Below are 23,208 nucleotides of genomic sequence, written 5' to 3' on the forward strand. Positions count from 1 at the left end.
TTAGAATTATTAGTAATGAAATTTTAAAAGATACTTTCTTAATGAAGGTATCTTTTCTTATTGTGAAAAATACAACCTCTTATATGCTTTTCTAAGGCTTCATAAAAATGACTATTTGTGTTTATACCTTGATTTTTCAAAATCGAACATAAGAGGTTGTTTTTTATGGCTGAAAGTATTGGAATTTCAACAAGTGTGCATAATTCGCACATTTTGTTCGGTGTTTAGCCACCATGAGAGCTTATTTTAATGTTGAGTGTTTCACCACTTTAAGCGTGAATTTTAATTAAAACAATTTAGGTGTATCCAGCCTTAAATGGAAACTATAATTCAAGAGATAGAAAAATCTATCTCTTTTTAATTTTTGAGAGGAAAATATGAGCGATTTACATTTTTATAGAATAAAACAAGAGTATTTGGACTATTTAAGACAATTTGAAATAATCAAATAAATTCAGATGTTGTATTTAGCAACTTCTAAAAATATAAGTGTGTCCAATATGGATACATATTGGAATTTCAACATTGGACCACTACATTACAAAAAAAAGAGGTATATATTAATCCTCCTCTTTTAATCGTTCATATGCATTATCTACAATTCTCTCTATAACTTTTTTATCAATTTCATTTAGTTGAATATATTTCCTAAGAACTTCTTTGACTTCATCATTACAATCAGTATTTTCTAACAATTTATTCATGTCTTCTAAAGATTCAATGTCTTTTTTTTCATCAAGTATATTATATATAAAAGTATCTTCTTCATTTACGATTGATGGCATTTCAGGTATATTTGCATTGACTGAATAATTAGTTTCTGTATGACCTAAAAGATAATCTGTAGTGACATTAAAAAGTTCTGCTAATCTAACAATTAGCTCTGCTGAGGGAGTTCTCTTATCATTTTCATACATACCTACAGCTCCTTGCGTTACATTTAGCAATAACGCTACATCTGATTGTTTTAAGTTATTTTTAATTCTAAGTTGTTTTAATTTTGCTCCAATCATGTTCTAACACCTCCTATACATATATTATAACACAAAGTGTTATGAAATATATACTTGACATAACAAAATGTTGGTAATATAATACAAATATAACAACAAGTATTATTACAATACTAAATGTTATAAAAATAAGGATAGGAAAAGGGGTTATTCACCCAACCAAGTTTGAATAACCCCTTTATGGTATATGATTCTATACTAATGATATTATATACCATTCCTTATAGAAAAAACAATATATAAGGAGGTATTAATTATGGAAATAATTAATAGAGAAGATGAAAAAAGAGTAATAAGCTTTAACAATGAATTGTTTGGAGAGATAAGAACAATTGAAGTTGAAAATAAACCCTATTTTGTTGCTACAGATATAGCAAAAGTTCTTGGATATGTTAAACCAAATAATGCAATACAAACACATTGCAGGTGTACCCTAAAACACCACATACCTCATCCTCAAAGTAAAGATAAAATTTTAGAGGTAAATATTATTCCAGAGAGTGATTTGTATAGATTAATTATGAATAGTAGGTTGCCGAATGCAGAAAAATTTGAAAATTGGGTATTTGATGAGGTGTTACCTGCAATAAGAAAACATGGAGCTTATATGACTAATGAAGCATTAGAGAAAGCGATTAATGATCCAGACTGGACTATACAATTATTAACAGAACTCAAAAATGAGAGAGCTACTAAAGAAAAGTTAAGAGTAGAACAAGAGAAAAATAAACCAAAACTTGAATTAGCTAATGCAATAGAGTGTTCATCAAGCTCAATACTAATTGCTCAATTATCTAAGATATTAAATCAGAATGGTGTAGACATAGGACAAAATAGATTATTTGAGTGGATGAGAAATAATGAATATTTGATTAAAAAGAAAAGAGCTGACCACAATTCTCCAACTCAGAAGTCAATGGATTTGAAAGTGTTAGAAATTTCTGAGAGTGCTGGTATAGATAAAGAAGGAAATATTGTAATTAGACAAACACCTGTTGTGACTGGAAAAGGTCAGATATATTTTGTAAATAAGATATTGAGAGAGAATAATAAGGTACTTAAAAGATTCATGATAAATAATGATTACATAAGAGGAGTTATGGTTGAGATAGGGAAAACATATGCTATATATGACCATGAGTATTATGGATTTATTGGAATATTAAAAAGTGTAAGAAATGAGAAAATAAGAGTAGAAGAAATTGGAGATGTTTCTAGGAGTAGGGATATTCCAATTTGTATGATAGATTACATAGAAGAGGCTAGTAAAGAAGATATTGATAAATATTTGAGTAAATGATGTTGTGGAAATAGGAGTTTTGACTTCTATTTCCTTTTGTAGTATAAATTTTCCTTTAGAGTTGATATAATTGAAGTATCAGAGTATAGGGGGAAATATTATGGAAGAATATTTAGGTGGTTTAATCTTTATAGGAGCAGTTTTAGGATTATTTATTATTTGTTTTTTTATATCAAATGCAATAGATGATGCCAAAGAAAAAGAAGCTAGATTAGAACGAATAGCAGAAAGAAATAGAAAAAAATCGAAATCGGAAATAGAGATGGAAAAATCTATGACAAAATGTAAAATTTCTGGTAACTCATATAGTCCTAGATTTGTATTGTGTGATAATGGAAAAATATATTTTGTTTATGGAAATTCAAGTTCAATTTTAGAAAAAGATATAAAAGATTTATTAGATGTCAGGTTTAATATGCAGACAAGAGAAAAAAATGTAATGAAAATTATATCAATAGTTCCTGCATATAATAAATATATTTTTGTTGAAAAAATAAGTTTAATTTTTACATTTACATCAGGTACACATGAGGTATTCTATATTCCTGAATATAAGAACATAGAAAATTTAGATATTCAAGAGAAAATTAAAGAAATGGAAAGTAGTAAGATAGTCATAGAAAACGAAATGAAAATATTTAAAAATGAATATGATAAGTCTAAAAATACTATTGCTGAAAAAGAAAACAAGGACATTGAAATTAAAAAAACTAAAGTTAATGAAGTTAAGAGTATAGAAGAATTAGTACCTACAGATGAAGAAATTACAAAATTAGAAGATAAAGTATATGAGTGGGGAAGATTTCTTATTAATGAAAAGAATGAATTATATTTTATACAAAACAAAGAGAAAATTAAAATAAATATAAAAAAAATAAGCAATATAAGAATAGTATTACTTCATGATAGAAATATAATTTATGATAATGATTATATTCCAAAAGATATAGATGAAATAAGAGAGGAAGTCCATATATTGAGACTTGTAATAAAAATGAATTCTAATTGTAAGCAATATAAAGATTATGAAATGGTGGCACAGAAACCAGAAAGTGATAAATCAATTTTAGATAAAATATTTGAAGATGTTCAAATATTTAGAATGAAAATACAGCAAATAATAAATAATGAGAATATGTAAGATATAGTATAAAGTAGAAGATTAAATAGTCTTCTATTTTTTTATGTAAAAAAGGAGTGTGGTTTAATGAGTGAATTTAAGATTAAGACCAGTATAGAACTGGATGATGAAAAAGCTAAAGCCCAACTGAAATCATTACAGACATCTGCTAAGGAAAATAATATAAAGCTAAATGTGGAGATGAATACATCCTCATTAAAAAACTTGAAACAACTAGAAAGTGTTTTAACTAAAATCAACGCTTTAAGTGCAAAAACTCAAAACAACTTATTTGGAGGTAAATCCAGCAAAGGTTCTAGCTTGGGAGTAAATAGTTTACTATCCGATTATCAGAAATTAATTAATAAGAAAAATACAATTGAAAAACAAATGTCCAAGACTACGAATGTCCAGTCATATACAGAATTAAATGGGCAATTAACCAGAACTATTAATCAAATCTCTAATCTAGGTTCTGCATTAGATAATCTAAAAGGGAAAACTCAAGTTAACGATAGTGCATTTGATAATATGCAGAGGTCTTTAGCAACAACTTTTCAAAAAGCTCAAGCTGATATAGAAAAAATGCAAAATCAGATTAGTAAACTTAGACAGAATAGATTTTTAAATAATGCTCAATTAGATGAATTAGACAAGTTGTCCTCGAAATTAACTAGATTATCTAGTACAGAATTAAAGGGATTGAAATTCGAGAGTATGTCAAGATTACTATCTGATGTACAAGCTGTTCAAAATGGAATTTCTAAATTTAAACTTCCGAATATAAATAATAGTATGTCGGCTCAATTTAAAACACTTCAAAAAGATGCAGCTCAATTAGAATCAAGAATAGCTAAGCTATCAAATTCTAAGTATGCTAATTCTTCTCAGCTAAATGCCATGTTAAATGATTTAAAAAAAATACAAAGTTTAGATTTTAGAAATATGAATAGTAGTGGAATGACCGCTGCAATTACTGGTTTAGAATCAATGAAAAACAAGGTTAAAGAAGTAGAAGGTGCTATTAAAAATACTAAGCTAGATGTTAAATTTAATATGAATCTTTCTAAAGTAATTTCAGATTTGAATAGGCTTAGACAAAAATGTTTAGAATTGGGTCAATCAACTGCTGGAATTGATAAACTCGAAAAAGAATTAATGCAATTAAATAGTATGCCTCTAGGTCAAAAAGTAAAGGAATTAGATGCAATAAAAAATAGAGTAAATAATATGAAATCTAATTTCACAGGATTAGGAACTAGTGTAAAAACAACAAGTGGTTTCTTTAGTGATTTATATGGCTCGATGAGAACTTACACTCTAGGTAATATGATAGGTATGTCTATTACAAATGGTGTAAGAAACATTAAAACAACCATTATTGAATTAGATAGTGCTTTAAGAGATATGATGAAAGTAGCACCTGATAACTTTGAAGGGACAAGTGAACAATTAAAGAATGTAAAAAATTCAGCAATTGAAGCTGGTATAAGCGTTGCTCGTTCAAGTACTGACATAATTGAAGGAACATCAAAAGCTTTACAAACAGGAATACATAATGTCAACGATGCTATGGAGTATGCAAAAAAATCAGCTCAATTTAGTAATGTTTCAGATTTATCACAAGAAGATTCAAATAAGTATCTGACATCAATAATGTCAGCATACGGTGGGGTGGCTAACAGTTTAAAACCTCTTCGTACTGAATTGCAAGGTGCAGGAAAAGATTATAATAATCTAACAAAGTTCTCAGACCTTGCCAATTATGCTGGTTAACAAAATAGCCCCTTTATATAGTAATATATAATTGAACTCAGAATATCAGGGAAAATCCTTAGAGCTTTAATTACCAAGCGTTAAAGAAATTGAAGCGTGGCATTGCTAATTACAATGGTATGGTAATAAGATTAGAGATTGGATAATCCTGAGACACAGTCCTAAGTCAATTGATAAGGAAAGGTCGCAACGACTACCAATGAGTATCCTAAATGGATAGTGGTATAGTCTATTCCCCTAATAAATATCGAGAAATCGAGGGTGTGAAAGAATAATTTTGCTGTTACAACTGGGGACGTTGGAGCCGCTTTACAGAGAAGTGCAAGTGTATTAGCTGGATTTGGAACTTCAATGGAAGATTCAATTGCATTAGTGGTTGGAATGCAAGAAAGTACTCAAAATGCTAAACTTTTGGCGTGTTAATTAGAAATAATTAATATTATGAGGGGGCAAAATCGGTGAAGGCTGAGATGTTACCACCGAGGTAAATTAAAGAATTAAAAAACTTTAATCACCGTAACGCATAGGAAATGAACCTATGCTATTTTTATGTTTAAAATAGTATAGAATAGAATTTTCCCACGAGTGTCCTCCACCTTAACATTAAGTTGAAGGTGAAAATGTATGCTGAGCTTACATTAATAAGAAATGTAAGAACATAAGGATAAAAAGCCTTATGGATAACAATTTGGAAAAAACAGGTACAGCTTTAAAAAGTATTGCAGTGAACCTAGCAGGAGTAAAGGCTTCAGCTAAGGAAGGAACATTAGAGGCTAATAAGACAAATAAAGCTTTCAAACAACTAGCCAATATAGATATTTGGAATAAACAAACTGGTGAAATAAAAGGAACAATGGATGTTCTAGGTGAGTTAAATACAAAATGGGGCGACCTTAATGATGCCCAAAAAAATGGTATCGCCGAAGCAGCGGCTGGAAAATATCACATAAATAGTTTTGTAGCTTTAATGAACAACTGGAAACATGTCATAGCTTATCAGGAACAGTATAAACAGGGGTTAATGGTAGGGTCTGCTGATAAAGAAAATGAGAGATTTATAAATTCAGCAGAAGGAAAGATTATAAAGTTAAAAGAAAGTCTAAAACAATTAGTTACAGATACTATATCAACTGATATGTTTAAGAGTAGTTTGGATGGATTATCTGGAGTTACTGGAATTTTAAATGGGATAACTAAGGCAGCAGATAAAATGCATATTTCGCTTCCTGTAGCACTGGCAAGTTTGTCGGCTTTGTTTATGACAATCAAAGCATTAGGAACTAAAAAAACTGTTCCTAATTTAGTGGGTTCAGGACTTGATTTCTTTAAATATTCAAAACGCTCATTAGGCATGAATTCCCAAGAGCAAATGAAAGAACTTAACAGAGCAGTAGTTGGAACTGAAGGAAAGATAAAAGGAATTACCATTGCAACTAAAGGATATGCACTTTCTGCTACAGCAATGAATAAAGCTACTAAAAAGGGTGTTCCCAATTTAAAAAATACATCCTTAGAAACAGCTAAACTATCTAAACATTATAAAAAATTAGGAATAAGTTCAAATCAAACAGCTTTAGCTAATGGTAAAATCTCAAAGTCATATAAAGATTTAGTGGCAAAAAATAGAGAATTATCAGGTTCTAATAAGGCTATAGTTAGCTCTAATGAGGAATTATTGGCTACCTCTGGAAAAGTATCAAAAGCAACTAGACAAGTAAATGAAAATGCTTCTTCGGTAAAAAAAGGTGCTTCAATAGTAAATAATGGCTTAAAAAATATGGGGCAATCATTAGCGAATAGTAGAATTATGAACTTTGGCAAAGGTATTGCTTCTACTGTAGGAAATTCTTTAGTATTAACTGCTGCATTTGCGGGAATTAGTTTATTAGCAAGGGGATTAGAAAATTATGCAAACAGAGAAGAAAATGCATATCAAGCTAGAAAGAAAAATATACAAACTTCAAAGCAACAAATTAATTCATATGAAAGCCAAAAGGTTCAATTACAAGCACTTGCAGAAGAATATGATAATTTATCTAAAAAAGAAAATAAGTCTAAAGAAGATAATAATAGATTAAATGAACTAAAACAACAGATTGGAAAAATAAAACCAGATTCAGTTATAGGTACAGATGAAAATGGAATACCTATTTTAAAAGGTCAGGTCACTGATTTAATTGCTGAAATAGACAGAGCTATTAATGCAAAAGAAAGATTGATGTCCTATGATAAACATGACAATGCAGAAACAGCTGCTAAAAAATTAAATTCTCCAAGTAAAAATCCAAATAAAACTTTGGAAGAAAGAATGAGAGAAAGTGAAACTGGTAAGCTTGTAAAAATAGAGGAAGATTATACGGCAGAAGTTGAAAAGAATAAAAAAAGACAAGAAAAAGCAATAGAAAAATATAATAATTCAACTGGCAGAGCAAGAGATAAAGCTAGAAATGAATTGATGTCAGCTAAAGCAGAAGAAGAGAAGATATATTTCAAATATGATGAAATGTATAGAAATCAAGTGGGCAAGATTCAAGGATATTCAAAAGAAATAGGAGATGGAATTTTCTCTAACATTAAGAATAAAACTCTTTATAGTGGATTAGAAGGAAATGATAAGTCTAATTTTGCTGGACTTGAGAGTTTATTTGATTTTAGTGAGGTTACACCAGATACTTTAGTAGACACAGAACAAGCAGTTAATAAATTACTTACTGCTGTTAGAAGTGGAAAAGTTGATGTAGGAGATTTATCTAAAACTCTTAAAGATGCCAATGAAGAATTTGCTAGAACACAAGATATAGAGAAATATAATCAAACAATAGATAAAACAGCTAAGAGCATAGCTAAAGCGACTAATACAGATGTTAATATATGGGAAAATTTATTTGGTCAAGTTAATCCTAATGGTATTAAGGATATGACATCAATAAATACATTATTAGCGAAGTTTGGTAAGACAAAATTAGATTTGGCCAATGGTGATGAATTTGCAATGCAACTTCAAAATCAATTTGATAGCATACAAAACATCTTAGATACAACAACAATAACTGGAGATGTGAAAGTTGATGCAAATATATTAACTGACATTAAAAATACTAAGGAAGTTCCTAGCCAAGTTAAAGGTATGATAGATTCTTTATTAGGAACAGGGGCAAGTTCCACTGATGTATTGAAGTTCACAATGGATGTTTTAATGGAGTTACAAACTGGTGACCCAGATATAACTAAACTTCAAAATGACTTAGATAACAAATTTGGAAAAGGTACGTTTACCATAACCCCAGAAATACTTTTAAGTGATGATTCAGGTCAAGCTAATGTAAATCAAATAATAGATAGTTTAAAACAGAAGTATGAGGAAGTCCCAGAAGAAGTTACTACAATCATTCAAGCAAATCCTACCACAACATTACAAGAAGCTGATTCATTAAAGCAAATGTATGATAGATTTCCAAAAGAAATAAATACTATCATAGAACAAAAGGGTGCAGATGAAGGTGGCAAAAAGGTATTAGAGTTAACTTCTAAATATAAGAAGATACCATCTAAGCTTAGAACTAGTTTAGAAACAGATGGTGTTGGACTAGAAAAGGCTGTACAAATCTCAGAAATATATAATAAAATACCACCAGAACTAAAGACATACCTATTAGCTGATGGGAAAGATGCTTTATATAATGCTACAAGTTTAAAAGATGCATTAGAACATATTCCAAAAGAGAAAATAACTGAAATATATTTAAATAAAAATGAAAATAACTTTGGGATACAAGATTTAATAACCTCATTAGATAAAATTCCTATGAGTAAAGAAGTAAGAATTGACATCTATAAAGCGTTAACAGAAGGGGATATAGACGCTCTAGGTAAAGCCATTGAAAGCATACCACCAGATAAAAGAGTAGAAGTAATTGCCGAAATAGAAAAAGCTAAAGATGATATTAAAACTATTAGTTCTTCTGAAATAGCAAATAAAATTTTTACTATAGAGGTTAAGGATTTAGCATCTGATACTATTGAGTGGATTCAAAATAAGCTAAAAGAAATAAAGGGTGACAAAGATAAAAAAGACCCTGTTGAAGATGCGAAAAATTCTACTGAAGAAGCTATAGGAAAATCTTCAAGCAATAAAAATCCTTTAAAATCAAAAGCAAAAGAAGCTAATGATGTAGTTGACCATATATTAAATACTCCTGTTACAAAAGAAATTAAACTACAGGTAGAAAATAGAGACTTTAAAAAACAATTAGATTCAATTACACAACTTGATGGTAGAGACGAAGTAAAATTAAAACTTGAATCTTCAGGTGTGAATATAGAACAGGTAGGAGTATTTTTAGATACAATAAAGAATCTCCCTACAAGTTCAACATTTACAAATAAATTTATAGTTGATAATGTAGATAGTTTAAAAGGATTAAAAGATTATCAAGCTGTAGTTGAATGGATTAAAAATAATCCTACAATGGCAATGGACTATGATATCAATATAAATAATTTAGAAAACTTTGATGAGCTAAAAGAAGTCTATACTAGTTTAGATACAAAAGAGAAAAAACAAGTATTTGCGGAATTTGTAATTAATAATCCAAATAAATTAGAAGAATTTCAAGAATTATATAGTAAGACTCCCGAAGATACTAAAACCGCTGTTATTAATTTTGCTGTTGAAAATGCAGATAAATTAAGAAGTGCAATTGATTTATATAATACTACACCAGAAGAGCAAAAAGATAAAGTTTTAAATTTTATATTGAATAATCCAGATAAGTTATATTTAATTCAAAGTCTCTATGATGACTTTCCTGATAATAAAGATATTATAGCCAACCTTATAGTAAATAATCCAGAAGCATTAGATGAGGTTGAGAAATTAAATGCTTTAGATTTAAATAAAGATGTAAAAATAAACATAATAAAATCTCTTGCAAATGGAGATATTGATTCATTAGTTGAAGAAATAGATAAATTGCCTCCTGATAAACAAGTTGAAGTAATTGCAGCGGTAGAAGGAGCTATTGCTGGGATAGATAGTGTTGATAAAAAAACACTAAGTCCTAAATGGGCTAAATTAAAAGCAGATGCAACTGACGCAAATAATAAAATCAACCAAACTGAGAATAAAAAGATAAGCGACAAAAGCTTCAATATTATAGGTCATGTTAGTATAATTTCAAAAGTAACAAGTGGACTTGTTGACCTTGCTCATAATGCTGGGCTTGGTGGAGGAAAGAGTGATAGGAAAAGTGTACAATCTATAAATTCTACAGAAACTCCACAACCAATCCCAACTAATTTATCAGCTCAACCTAGAACATCAGAACCAGCTCCCATAAGTGACGAAACTCCTGTAACAAAACCATCCTTATTTTCAAGGGCAGTATCAAGAGCAACAGCACCAATAAAAGCTCTTAAAACACTAACTCAAGACACTCCAATAGATAAAAATTTTGATGCTATTATAAAATATGAAATAGAGTTATTTAAAGAATTAGAGAACCAACTTTCAAAAGTAACAAATGAATTGTCTTTGTTAGATAAACAAATGAAAAATGCTACTAATGAGCAGAAACTCAATTATCTTAAAAAACAAAATGAACTATATAAAGAGCAGGAAAGACTTTTAAATAGAAAAGAATCTCTTGCAAAAGATGAAGCAAATAGATTTAAAAAGGTATTGAGTGATAAAGGTTTCAAGTTTAACTCTGATGGAAACATGACAAATTATGAAGAGTTATCTATAAAAAAAGAAAAAGAATTAGCTAAACTTGAAGCAGAAGCAAATAAAGAGAAAGCATCTGATAAGACTAAGAAGAAATATGAAGATGCTAAAAAAGCTTGGGATGAAACTAAGAAATATTGTGATGAATATTTAAATATCATGTTTACTGAACTACCAAAAGTAGTTGAAGAAAAACAAGAAGTAGTAAATGCCACAAAGGATATAGCGAAAGCTGAACAAGAATTAAGAAATGAGGCTTGGAAGCTACACAAAGAATCTGAGTGGACATCTATGAGTAGGGATGTTGAAGATATAAATAATCAACTTGAATTATTAGATGTACTGATGGGAAGTGCTTTTGGAGTTGAAAAAAATGATTTGCTTCAACAAAAACTAGATTTATTAGAAAAACAGAAAAAAGAAATGGGCGAAACTACGGCTTACATGAAACAAAGTCAAAATGAAATAAAAGGTAAACTTCAAGGCTTTGGATTTCAATTTAGAGATGATGGTACTATAACTAACTATATTCAACAACTAGATAAGCTGTTTCAAAGTAATGATAACTTTGATGAAGCAAAAGAATTAGTTGATGCTTATTTAGATTTAATGATGGATAAAATTCCTGATGCTGAAAAAGAAATGGCTAAGTTAGATGCTACAATTAAAGCAGCATTAAAAGAAAAGTTAGAAACTACCAAAGAAATAGAAGATGAGATAACTAAAGTCTATGAAAAGCAAATTGAAGAACGTAAGAAACAGATAGATGATGAACTTAAAAAACGTCTTGATGCACTTAATAAAGAAAAAGAAGCCTACAATAAAGCTAGAGATAAAGCAGATTATCAGCGTGATTATGATGATAAATCAAAAGAGATAGAAGAACTTCAAAAGAAATTGGATATTGCTGAAAGAGATAGTTCACTATCAGGACAAAAGAAAGTACAGGAATTAAGAAAAGAATTAGAAGAGGCTAAGAGAGCATTAGAAGATTTAGTTCAAGACCAGATTGATAAAGATGTAAATGATATGTATGATGATGAAAGTGATAGACTCCAAGATGAAGCAGATAAGGCTAAAGAAGATTTGGATAATAAGTATACTAAAGAAGAATTAGCTAGATTAATCAAAGAAGCATTAAATACAGGATTATTTACAGACATAAATGGTGAGGTTCATGATTTACAACAAACATTGCTTGATTTTGCTGATAAGTATGGTGATGGATTAGGGGCTACAGGGGCTATTATAAAAAGTGAATTAGTTGGTAACCTTGAAATTGCTAAAAAAGTAATGGAGGATATGTTAGATATTCAAGATAAATTAGGTGTTGGTGAATATAGCAATTATTCAGTACCTAGAGGTCGTAGTTATCAACCTCAACAATCTAATCAAAATCAATTTAATTACAATGCTCCATTAGTTAGTGTACAAGGTACTATGAATAGGGATATATTAAAAGAAGTAGAAAAAATGATTAAAAAGTCTCAAGATGAACTTGCCAAAGAAATAGTAAGAAAAACTAAATATTAAAATATTATGAAAATATATGTTATAATGTAGTTACCACAATATCTCATTGGTGTTCGTATGTATTAAAAGAGTCACTGGAAAATTCTAGTGATTCTTTTTGTTAGATATGATATAATATAATTACCATTCCGAACACGCTCTTTATTTAAAGAGACTTATGTTCTAAGAAGTCATTCTATTATAGGATGACTTTTTTATTTTAGAAAAATATTTAATGAAGATAATGACAATATTGACTATAATGACAATATTGGAGTATAATAGTTATATAGATGATATAAATTATATCATTAAAGACATAAAAAAAGAGACTACAACTATTTACGCTAGGGTGTCTCTTCATAAAATAAGCAAGTTGCTAATTGGAAGAAGAATCACCTGAATTGCCGTTCGGGTGATTCTTAATTTTTTGCAACGTTTTTCTAAACTCATCTATCTCTTTAAAGAGTCTATTCAAATTCTGAACCAATTTAATCAAACTGACTGTTATGGTTGTAAGAAATGTTATTATCGTTAGCAAACAAATCAGATATTTCATAATATCACCTCCCTCTTTATTTGACATGGGAGGCTTATGTATATGAAAATTCACCCTAATAGTTTTTCATGTAGTCTCTAAGATTATTATACCATAATTTACCATCATGTTGAATTTAATATTATATTGACTACGAGAGTAGAATAAAGTTATAATATAAATAACAGAAGATTGAAAATATTTTATACAAGAATTACTACTTATCTACGCCACCTTAAACAAGTGGCTCTTTTTATAATAATTCAAGCTATAATTATTGCAGATTAATAAATTTAAGGGTATAATAAAAGTAAGGAATTTAATCTACTTAATACAAAGAGTGATTGCTTCCTTAAAGTTAATTAAAAATCAATTTATCTTTTGAAACCACTCTTATTGGCGTTTGAGTGGTTTTTTGCTTTATCATATATGTAACAAGCTATTAAACTTGATACAATATTTAGGCAAATATTAAACACTACTGTTTCCATAAATTCACCTCCCTATAAAAAAATAAAGTGAGGCTCACCTCCTTCCTTTGAAGAAGTAGGCTAAATATAGAAACAACCACTCTTAGCACTTTCGATTTATAATTCCTTACTATAACAAATTATACCATAATTTAACAATTAATAAAATATTTTAGTCCATCATTAATGATGGACTTTTTTAATGTAAAGAAGGTGATAAAATATGCATTTTAATGTGAATCTCAAACAAATCCAAAGAGAGTATAATATAACCCTCCATAAAGTTAACAAAGAAATTCTAGGTGAAATTCCAATAGAATTTATAGATAGTTTAACTCGTAGCATTGATGGTACAGATGAAATTCAATTTACCATACCAAAATTTATAACAAATCGCTTTTCATTCCAAAAAATAATAAATCCATTGTATTATGAAGTAAGTAACGAACGGTTTATATGTGTAGATAATAAAGAGTATTTTGTAATAAAAGAAATAAAAGAAGATGGATATAAAAATAAAGTTATTAGAGCAACATCCGCAGAAGTTAAACTGGGTAAGATAAATTTAAACATTGAAGATATGGGACTACAGCTATTTACAGAAGATAAGGACGCTGGAATAATAAGTCTCAATGATTATATGAAAGAAGAAACTGGATGGACTTTAGGCAATGTAGATGATTCAATAGGTTATGAAACTACTGAGACAGGAGAAAAAAGAGAAAAGGTAAGGTGGCAAGAAAGTGTAGATAGTAATTGGCATGATTTTTTAATTAATGATATTAAAGAGGAATTTGGATGTGTAGTTCAGTTTGATACATATAACAAAAAAGTACATTTATATGATGTGGATAGCTTTGGAGACAATATAGAATTAGTATTATCTTATGATAACTATATAAAATCACATGAAAAGACTAGAAATTCAGATGAAATAGTCACTAGAATGACTTTAGTTGGAAATGAAGAAATGGACATCATTGGAGCTACTGTAACAGGATATAAATATATTGAAAACTACTCTTATTTTTTAGAAAATGGTGAGATGAGTAAAGACTTAGTTACTGCAATACTTAAGTATAATGAGATGATTAAGTTAAGAGAAGTTGAGTGGTTAAAATTAATAGATGAAAAGAATAAAAAGAAAAAAGAATTAAGGGACAATAAAAATAAACTCCAAGTAATCTACTCTACCATCAATGCACTATATAGTATTAAAAAGACATATGAGACAAATAAAGATACTATTAATGCTGCCAAAGTAGCAGCAGATATAACTAAGAATAATGATGAAAAAGTAATACTTGAAGTAACTATAAAAAATTTAGAACAACAAGTATTAGAATTAGAAGATAGTATAAAGCAAATAAACATATTGTGTAAGAGAGAAACCGCAACTAATGAAAATGGACAATTAATTTTTAATGAAATATTACTAGAAGAATTAAAAGAATTTATTTATTGTGATACTTATACAAATGATTCATTTTTGGAGGTTGAAGACTTAATTAAAACAGGTGAAAGAGAGTTAGAACTTAAATGTAGGCCAACTATTGATTGGACAATAGACTCTGTTAATTTTTTAAGTAGAATTATTAATATGGAGTTTAGACAACATTGGAATGGATCATTAAGTGTAGGAGACATAATTATATTTTATGATAGAAATGAAAATACTGAAGATATAATATATTTTGTTGGATATACACAAAACTTTAAAGATGGAAGTTTAAATTTGGATTTATCTAATAAGAAATTAAAGGAAGATAATACAAGAACTATTTCTGATTATTTAACTAAATCAAAACATACTATGGATTCAGTTAATAAGAAAAAGTACTTACTCAATAGACAAAAATTCAATAGAATGAATGTTCCAGAAAGTGTGGTGTCTTAATGGCAATATATGATAATAGTTATACACTAAGTTATATAAGAATAACAGGGTGTATAGTGACTTATAATGAAGAAGTTTATACTGTACAGGATGAATCAACAAATAGAAAGTATATATACTGGAATGTAGATAATCCTTATAAGCTTGAAACTTCTAACTTGATGTTGGATAGAAGTAATAAAAGGTTTTTAATAGTTATAAATGATAATGGAATCCATACTGAAGTACCTAATGATAGTGATATATTTAGTATAAGCTATGATGGAGATGCAAAGAAAAATATACAAAAAGATATCTATGCTTTATATGAGACAGATAAAGAATTTGGAGATAGATTTATAATTGTAGAAAAAGATATAGATGGAATACACCAAACAGTTGGGGCTATACAGGAAGATGCTAAAAACATAAAAGAAAATATCTCAGTTATAGACCAAAAAGCAGATAATATAAATATATTTGTAAAGGAAGTAACTAAAAATTTTAATGATTCTAGTGAACTTACTAAGTTAAGAGAAGATACAAATAAACTTATAATTAAACTTAACTCTGATTTAGGATTATTTAATTCTAATATCAATGAATATTTTAAAGATGATGAAGTCACAGATATTGAAAAAGCTCAAATAGAGACTGAAATAAACTTATTGAATACAGATAAAACAAGTTTATATACTCAAATACAAAAAATAATTGATAGATGCCAATCAAATAGTGATAGTACAAGTATTGCTGCAATTAATACTTCTAAAACAGCTTTAGACAATACACATAATAATCTTAAAACAATAATTAATTCAGTTATATCTGATAATATAATCACTCCTTCAGATGTAATTCTAGTTACAAATGGATTCGCAAAGTATAATTTAAAGGTTAATGAACTAAAAAATACTCTTGATGGTGTATTTCTTAAAGGTATGGGTGGAAGTGTTTCAGAGGAATTTTCTCAAATAAATGCTACAGCTAAAGAAATAAAACTAGAAGTAGCGAAAGTGGATGGTGCAACTAAAACAAATGCTGCTCAAATTAAATTAACTAAAGATGATATAACAATGATGGTCACTAGAAATGGTAGTGGCTCAATTGTAGGGATTAAACCTGATAAAATTCAATTTGGATTTAATGATATATCCGATTATGTTGTTATAAGTAGGTCTGGTTTAACTGTTAACCAAGGAGCTGTCGCATGTGATATATTAACCACTCCATCTGGTCATGAACCAATAATCCGATTATTTGGAAGCAGTCGGTCTGGATTTGCAATAGATGCAAGACAGTCTGATGGTTCTAGTCAAGCATCAGCAATAAGACTTAAATATGATAGTAATAATTATTTTTGGGTAGGATATGATACGGCTGAAATATATGTTGACGGAGAAGAACATTTTATAGTTGAGAAAGATGATACGTTTATAAGATGTGGAGGGGCTACATTTGCTTTTACAAATGGAGAAAGATTATCAGATACAGGTTATTCATTCTATCCAGAACGTTCTGTAACCGACCTTGGATGCAACCAATATAAATGGAGACATATATACTCTCGTTCGACTCTTAGTGAATCTGATAAAAAATTTAAAGAGAATATAGTTTACATAAAAGACATCAAGAATAGGTCTCGTTCAAGTGTAATTCCAACTCCATTCTTAGATTTTATAAGAGACGAATTTAAACCTGCAACATTTGATTATATAGCGGAAAGAGATAGAGCCCTCGCAGATAGTCAAATAGGTTTTATTGCCAATGATTTTAAAGATAGCTATGTTGGAAAAACATTTCTATATGATTTTGGAGAAGAAAATGGATTAATGTTTAGTCCATCTGGTTATACAACAGTTGTAGCTACCGCACTTCAAGAGGATATACAAAAAAGAGAAGAATTAGAAATGATAGTTAGTGAATTATATGAGAAAGTTAATAAATTAGGAGGGAAATAAAATGGAAGTAAATATACAAAATGCATATACAATAGCGATAGAAGAAATAAAGAATTTACATAGTGAGCTTATATTACATAAAGCACTTAATATGCAACAACAAGAAGAAATAAATAATCTTAAAAAAGAGTTAGAAGAAGCAAAACAAAATAAAGAACAGTAGGATGTGATACTTTTGAAAAATTATGAAATAAAGAATCATACTATAGAAGTCGATTTTAGTAATTATAGGATAAACAAAAGATTACTAGACTATTTTATTTACAATGAAAATGATGTTAAAACAGCCTATATCGAAGCAATACTAAAAAATAAAGATGAAATAATAGATTTATCTGAATATGATAGAGTTTTAGTTAGTATCACAAAAAGTGACGGATTTAAAGTCAATGGTGAATGTGAAGTTGTAGATGCAGAAAATGGTGTTGTAGAAATAGAACTTAGTAGACAAGCATTATCTAGTGTTGGTATAAATACATTTCAATTATCTCTTGTAAAAGATGGTACCCTACTTAATACCAGTAACCTTTATTATAGAGTCGAAGAAGGTATGATAAATGATGATGACATTACTTCGACTGATGAGTATGGAGTCTTATTAGTCTTAATATCTCAAGCTGAGGAAATCATAAAGAATAATAAAGAATTGACTAAAAGAGTTGAGCAACTTGAAATAACTATTCTAGGAAATGAAGAAGTTAGAGATAAAGCAGAGCAGATTAGAATTTATAATGAAGACTTAAGAAATATACAAGAAGACGATAGAGAGTTTAATGAATTAACACGTCAAAATCAAGAGGAAAATCGCGAAAAATCTATTCAAAATATGCAAATCCAAGTTGATGATAAGTTAACTGACTGCCAATTACAACTTGATGAAATGATAGATGCCAAGTCTGAAGAAATAGACAATATAGTTGATGATAAAATGCTTGATGTACAAGCTCAGACAGATAAAAAATTTCAAGATTTAGATACTAGAACAGAAAACACTTTTAGTTATTATGATAAAACATTTGAAGATAAACTTACAGACAATCAAGAGCAAATAGATTACAAACTTGATGAAGTAAATCAAGTTATATCTGATGTTGAAGATTGTATTGATGAAAGTACTAAAAAATTAGATACAAAAATAAAAGAAGTAGATGACAAAATAGTTGAAGTTGATACTGCTAAGACGGATATGGAAACTACTGTTAGCAATAAAATAACTGAGTTTGAGAATAGATTTGGTGAATTGGAAAGCCTTGATGCTAGAGGTGAGTTAATGCAAGCCAGAGAGACAATTGATGGCATTGTAAAGGATACTCTGAAAGACAGATTGACATATGACTTTGAAAAAGTTAATGAGAAGATAGCAGAAATGACTTCGGCAGCAACAAATGTAGCCTTTAGTAAGTCTTATATTTCTTCTGATTGGGTTGCTGATGGAGAATACTTTAAACTTACAGTTAACCATAATCTTGTTACAGAAAATATATTTGTAGCGATACTAGATGAAGCAACTAAGAAAAGTATGACTAATTCTTATACTGTAGTTGATTCTAATACAATAGAAATTTTTAATGAAAGTAATATAGATGTAAAAGTGACTGTTGTAAATGGTAATACAAATAAAGAAGTTATAACGGCTACAATAAACGATAATATAACAACACTAGATAGTACTTATTCTAGTGTTAAAATTGATTCAAAAATAGGTGTAAACGAATTAAGCACAAATGCTAAAAACCTAACAGATGCAGTTAATGAACTTTTTCAATCTGTCAGTAATGGAAAGGAATTAATCGCTACTGCTATTACTGACAAAGAAGTTCCAACTAATAGTAGTGATACATTTCAAACTATGGCAAGTAATATTAGTAGTATAAAACAAATGCCAGATATGCCTGATGATGTTGAAGAAGTTTGGGAATTTACAGGCCATACAGGTGGAGTATATTCAGTATGTGTAGATTTAAATAATAATATAATTAGTTGCAGTCATGATAGTACAATAAGAAAAATATCAACAAGTGGTACTGAGATGTGGGAGTTCACAAGCCATACACTACCAGTAAAATCCATATGTGTTGACAAACAAAATAATATTTATAGTGCCAGCGATGATTACACAGTAAGAAAAATATCTCAAAGTGGTATAGAAATATGGAAATTTACTGGTCATACAGGGTATGTTGAAGGTGTATGCGTAGATTTAAATGGAAATGTTTATAGTGCTAGTGATGATTATACAATAAGAAAAATATCTCAAAGTGGTATAGAAATATGGAAGTTCACAGGTCATACAAGTTATGTCTTTTCTGTATGTACAGATTTAGATAACAATCTTTATAGTGGTAGTTATGATAATACTGTAAGAAAAATATCTCAAAGTGGTATAGAAATATGGAAGTTCACAGGTCATACAAGTTCAGTATATTCAGTATGTGTAGATTTAGATAGTAATGTCTATAGTGGTAGTGATGATAAATCTATAAGAAAAATATCTTCAAACGGAACTGAGATATGGAAATATAATGAAAATACTAGTAATATATTTACAGTCAACACAGATTCTGAAGGTTCGGTCTATATTGGAGGTAGAGATAAAATTATAAGGAAAATATCTTCAATTGGCACAAAAATATGGGAGTTTAAAGGTCATACTGATTATGTCAGATGTGTTTCTATAGACTCTAATAGTAATGTTTATAGTGGAAGTAATGATACTACTGTAAGAAAACTACAACAAAATTTAGGTATTCTAGTTACAAAAGATAACCAAAGTGAAATACACAAAATAACTAAACTAGATACTATTGTGAAAGAGGTTTTACCTGCTCCTATTGAAGTATGGAGATTTAATACAAATAGCAATGTCTGTTCTATATGCTTGGATTTAGATAATAATATCATAATAGGAAATGCTAGCAATCGTGTAAAAAAAATATCACAAGACAAGATAGAATTGTGGGAATATACAGGTTATGATAATTGGGTTAGAAGTGTATGTATAGATTCACATAACAATATAATAACTGGCAGCGATGATAAAACAGTAAGAAAAATATCTCCTGATGGTAATGAAATTTGGAAATTTAATGGGCATACAGCTTATGTACCTTCAGTTGTAGTAGATTCTAAAGATAATATTTATAGTACAGGTAATCAAACGAAAAAAATATCTCCTGATGGTAATGAAATTTGGAATTATAATAATCCAAATTATATGCGTTCAGTTGTTGTAGATTTTAAAGATAATATTACAATATGTGGTAATGACCGTTCAATAACAAGATTAAACTCTGAAGGAGTTCTTGTATGGAAAAAGTATTATTCTAATTTAATGTATTCAGTTGCAATAGATTCTAAAAGTAATATTGTAAGTGGAAGTTACGATAACATAATAAGAAAAATATCTTCAATTGGAGATGATATATGGACGTTCTTAGGTCATACGGGAGTGATAAACCATGTACATATAGATTCAGAAGACAATATTTATAGTGGAAGTGACGATAAAACTGTAAAAAAATTATCCCACAATGGTACTGAAATATGGAGTTTTAGTGATAGTATAAACAATGTATATACAATATGTACCAATTCTAAGTACCTTTATATAGGAGAGTTTGGCCAAAAAGTGGTTAAATTACAAAACACACATACAGTACAAAAAGTAGCTTATTATAATTAAAAATTAGGAGGAACTAAAATGCAAAAATATTTAACAGGATTAGAACATAAAGAAGATAATATATATAAGGTAAATTTAATTCACAATATGCCTTTTGACCAAACATATGGATTAAATAAATCAGTACAAGAATTAGAATTAAATGGAGTATTAGTTAATGAAGTAGTAGAAGCAGAACAAAGAGAAGGTTTTGCACCTATTATGTATGTAGATAAGGTAACAAAAGAGATTACATATGAGTATGTGGAAATACCTTTAACACCAGAACAAGAAGTATTAAAAAAGATTAAAGAGTTAGAACAGGAAAATGCAAACATAAATTACAGTTTAATGATGGGAGGATTAATATAATGTTAAATTACGATAAAATAAAATATTATTATGATAATAAAATGTGGACTAAGGAAATGGTTAAAAATTCAGTAAAAAAGAATAAAATAACAGAAATAGAATATAGAGAAATAACAGGTGAGGACTATATAGGATAGTTCTTTTTTATGCTCAAAATGGAGAGTTACTTTTGTAGCTCTCTAAATAAAAGAGGTGATAAATTGTTAAATGAAGATGTAGTAAAAAAATTAAAGAATGTGCCTATTGACACTAATAATGAAATTGAAAAAGTTAATACAAATATAGAAACTGCTAAGTCAGAGTTAAATTCTAAAATTGACCAATTAATCGCAGGTGGCTCGAATGTAGCATCTACTCAAAGAGTCACAATTAACGATTGGGTGGATGATACAGAAAATGGATTTAAGGCAACTGTAACACATAACTTATTAACACAAAGAATAGTTGTGAATATTATAGATGTTACTACAAAAGAGAATGTAGTTACAAACTTTAAAATTATAGATGATAACTCAATTGAAATTAGAAGTGAAGTAAAAGTTGAGTTAAATGTTTATGTTATAAATGGGAATGCAGAGACTCATTTTATAAATGCGACTGTTGATGATAACAGAGTATCTGAAATGACTACTTATTCCTCTAAAAAAATAGCGGATTCTATTAGCAGTATACAGCTTATAGATACCAGTATAAGTATTACAGATGCTAATGATAGATTTACAAGTGATAAGTTAGATGGAGTATTAGAGGAAATAATGGTAGAAATAAGTGGTCAAAGAAGTAGAGGAATTACAATAGCAAATAATCTAATAGATATGATATAAGTGAGGTGAAAATATGACAGAAAAATTAACTGAAAATGCCAGTTTAAGGGAGATTATGGCAGCATTACAAAGTGTACAAACTGATTTTCAAACTAGTAAAGATAATATAACAACTGTATTAGGGAGTCCATTTTTAAGCACAGATAAACTAGATATAACTAAAACAAAAACAGAAACATTAAAAAGTGCATTAGCGGATAATTTAATATATAAAGGAGTATCAGCAAGTACTCAAAGCTCATTTACTGATTTAATTAATGCGATAAATTTTATAGTACAATCAATATTAATTGTTAAATGTAAAGATACAGGAAGAGTAGAAGAAGTAAATAGTCCATACATTATTTATAATGATAAACCTAATATCAAAGGTTGTTTAAGGATTGAAGGAACTTTAGAAGTTTATAAAAATTGGGCTACTTTTGCAAATTCTAGATTAGAAATAATATATGGAGAAAAAAAAGAATATATTTATCTTTCATGCGATGCTACTGCTAGTGGTCGTTCTACAAAATTTAAAAAAGACATAATTATTGATAATACTACACAACTAAAAATACAAGTGTTATTAACAGATGTTGGAACAGGAAATAGTTCTAGTTCAAAAGCTTACACATCAGTTTCTGATGTTACATTGTTAAGATAGGAGCATAGATATGAAAAAACAATTTTATTACAATTCTTTAGAGGAAAAAGAAAAAATAATTAATGAAAATAACAATTTATATGTAATAGAGTTATCAGAAACATTAAAATGTAGCTATATAATTTTATCAGATAATCCAATATACGAAAAAAAACTTAGTTACGAAGAATTAGAAAATGAATTATTAATTATAACTAATGAATTACAAGGAGGATTGTTGTAATGAATATAAATAATGTTGTGGTAAGAATATTAGCAGAAAGAATATTAAACGGAGGGCTGAATCCACTCAAAAATAGACCTTTTAAACTGGATGATGTAACCAATACAGAGTATAGAAAAGCAGTAAAGGATTATATAGATGCAATAGAGTAAGACATAAAATAGTAAAGCTTTTAGTAACTGTTCTTAAAG

Annotated in this window: 15 protein-coding genes; 14 read left to right on the forward strand and 1 reads right to left on the reverse strand. The window is 28.6% G+C overall.

Features of this window, described 5'->3' with window-relative positions; genetic code table 11:
* Positions 1-560: 560 nt before the first annotated feature.
* Positions 561-1,013, reverse strand: coding sequence for a helix-turn-helix transcriptional regulator (locus IR151_RS17655; protein WP_227436957.1), 453 nt, complete (start codon positions 1,011-1,013; stop codon positions 561-563).
* Positions 1,014-1,269: 256 nt separating this feature from the next.
* On the opposite strand from IR151_RS17655, the gene IR151_RS17660 reads away from it, so the two are divergent.
* The 14 genes from IR151_RS17660 to IR151_RS17725 all read left to right on the forward strand — a co-directional run bounded on the left by IR151_RS17660 (position 1,270) and on the right by IR151_RS17725 (position 23,169).
* On the forward strand, positions 1,270-2,313 hold the full coding sequence (locus IR151_RS17660; protein ID WP_227436959.1) for a phage antirepressor KilAC domain-containing protein: 1,044 nt from the start codon (positions 1,270-1,272) through the stop codon (positions 2,311-2,313).
* A gap of 100 nt (positions 2,314-2,413) precedes the next feature.
* Positions 2,414-3,454, forward strand: a complete 1,041-nt coding sequence (locus IR151_RS17665; RefSeq protein ID WP_227436961.1) for a hypothetical protein — start codon at positions 2,414-2,416, stop codon at positions 3,452-3,454.
* Positions 3,455-3,520: 66 nt separating this feature from the next.
* Positions 3,521-5,209 carry a phage tail tape measure protein gene (locus tag IR151_RS17670; RefSeq protein ID WP_227436963.1) on the forward strand — a complete coding sequence of 563 codons (1,689 nt, stop codon included), beginning with the start codon at positions 3,521-3,523 and terminating at the stop codon, positions 5,207-5,209.
* 676 nt (positions 5,210-5,885) lie between these two features.
* On the forward strand, positions 5,886-12,467 hold the full coding sequence (locus IR151_RS17675; protein WP_227436965.1) for a hypothetical protein: 6,582 nt from the start codon (positions 5,886-5,888) through the stop codon (positions 12,465-12,467).
* A 1,210-nt stretch (positions 12,468-13,677) separates the two neighbouring features.
* Positions 13,678-15,351, forward strand: a complete 1,674-nt coding sequence (locus IR151_RS17680; protein WP_227436968.1) for a phage tail protein — start codon at positions 13,678-13,680, stop codon at positions 15,349-15,351.
* Positions 15,351-17,291, forward strand: a complete 1,941-nt coding sequence (locus IR151_RS17685; RefSeq protein WP_227436970.1) for a tail fiber domain-containing protein — start codon at positions 15,351-15,353, stop codon at positions 17,289-17,291. Before IR151_RS17680 ends, IR151_RS17685 begins: the two co-directional genes overlap by 1 nt.
* Before the next feature lies 1 nt (position 17,292).
* The gene (locus IR151_RS17690; RefSeq protein ID WP_227436972.1) at positions 17,293-17,454 is read left to right on the forward strand and encodes a hypothetical protein; all 162 of its coding nucleotides are present in this window, start codon (positions 17,293-17,295) and stop codon (positions 17,452-17,454) included.
* A gap of 12 nt (positions 17,455-17,466) precedes the next feature.
* Entirely contained in the window at positions 17,467-20,973 is a 3,507-nt protein-coding gene (locus IR151_RS17695) for a BppU family phage baseplate upper protein (protein WP_227436974.1), read from the forward strand.
* Between the two features lie 18 nt (positions 20,974-20,991).
* Complete coding sequence (locus IR151_RS17700; protein ID WP_227436977.1) at positions 20,992-21,324, forward strand: hypothetical protein; 333 nt, start codon at positions 20,992-20,994, stop codon at positions 21,322-21,324.
* Positions 21,324-21,461 carry an XkdX family protein gene (locus IR151_RS17705; protein WP_227436979.1) on the forward strand — a complete coding sequence of 46 codons (138 nt, stop codon included), beginning with the start codon at positions 21,324-21,326 and terminating at the stop codon, positions 21,459-21,461. Before IR151_RS17700 ends, IR151_RS17705 begins: the two co-directional genes overlap by 1 nt.
* Positions 21,462-21,524: 63 nt before the next feature.
* Entirely contained in the window at positions 21,525-22,148 is a 624-nt protein-coding gene (locus tag IR151_RS17710) for a hypothetical protein (protein WP_227436980.1), read from the forward strand.
* Positions 22,149-22,161: 13 nt separating this feature from the next.
* Positions 22,162-22,794 (forward strand): hypothetical protein, encoded by a 633-nt coding sequence (locus IR151_RS17715; RefSeq protein WP_227436982.1) that lies wholly within the window; start codon positions 22,162-22,164, stop codon positions 22,792-22,794.
* Positions 22,795-22,804: 10 nt separating this feature from the next.
* Positions 22,805-23,017, forward strand: a complete 213-nt coding sequence (locus IR151_RS17720; protein ID WP_227436984.1) for a hypothetical protein — start codon at positions 22,805-22,807, stop codon at positions 23,015-23,017.
* On the forward strand, positions 23,017-23,169 hold the full coding sequence (locus IR151_RS17725) for a hypothetical protein (protein WP_227436986.1): 153 nt from the start codon (positions 23,017-23,019) through the stop codon (positions 23,167-23,169). The genes IR151_RS17720 and IR151_RS17725 overlap by 1 nt, the downstream gene beginning before the upstream one ends.
* Positions 23,170-23,208 lie beyond the last annotated feature (39 nt).

Source organism: Clostridioides sp. ES-S-0006-03 (assembly GCF_020662275.1).
In the GTDB taxonomy this organism is placed as follows: domain Bacteria; phylum Bacillota; class Clostridia; order Peptostreptococcales; family Peptostreptococcaceae; genus Clostridioides.

Coding starts and splice junctions, on each gene's coding strand:
- IR151_RS17655 (WP_227436957.1), bottom strand. CDS start 1,013: ATGATTGGAGCAAAATTAAAACAACTTAGAATTAAAAATAACTTAAAA.
- IR151_RS17660 (WP_227436959.1), top strand. CDS start 1,270: ATGGAAATAATTAATAGAGAAGATGAAAAAAGAGTAATAAGCTTTAAC.
- IR151_RS17665 (WP_227436961.1), top strand. CDS start 2,414: ATGGAAGAATATTTAGGTGGTTTAATCTTTATAGGAGCAGTTTTAGGA.
- IR151_RS17670 (WP_227436963.1), top strand. CDS start 3,521: ATGAGTGAATTTAAGATTAAGACCAGTATAGAACTGGATGATGAAAAA.
- IR151_RS17675 (WP_227436965.1), top strand. CDS start 5,886: ATGGATAACAATTTGGAAAAAACAGGTACAGCTTTAAAAAGTATTGCA.
- IR151_RS17680 (WP_227436968.1), top strand. CDS start 13,678: ATGCATTTTAATGTGAATCTCAAACAAATCCAAAGAGAGTATAATATA.
- IR151_RS17685 (WP_227436970.1), top strand. CDS start 15,351: ATGGCAATATATGATAATAGTTATACACTAAGTTATATAAGAATAACA.
- IR151_RS17690 (WP_227436972.1), top strand. CDS start 17,293: ATGGAAGTAAATATACAAAATGCATATACAATAGCGATAGAAGAAATA.
- IR151_RS17700 (WP_227436977.1), top strand. CDS start 20,992: ATGCAAAAATATTTAACAGGATTAGAACATAAAGAAGATAATATATAT.
- IR151_RS17705 (WP_227436979.1), top strand. CDS start 21,324: ATGTTAAATTACGATAAAATAAAATATTATTATGATAATAAAATGTGG.
- IR151_RS17715 (WP_227436982.1), top strand. CDS start 22,162: ATGACAGAAAAATTAACTGAAAATGCCAGTTTAAGGGAGATTATGGCA.
- IR151_RS17720 (WP_227436984.1), top strand. CDS start 22,805: ATGAAAAAACAATTTTATTACAATTCTTTAGAGGAAAAAGAAAAAATA.
- IR151_RS17725 (WP_227436986.1), top strand. CDS start 23,017: ATGAATATAAATAATGTTGTGGTAAGAATATTAGCAGAAAGAATATTA.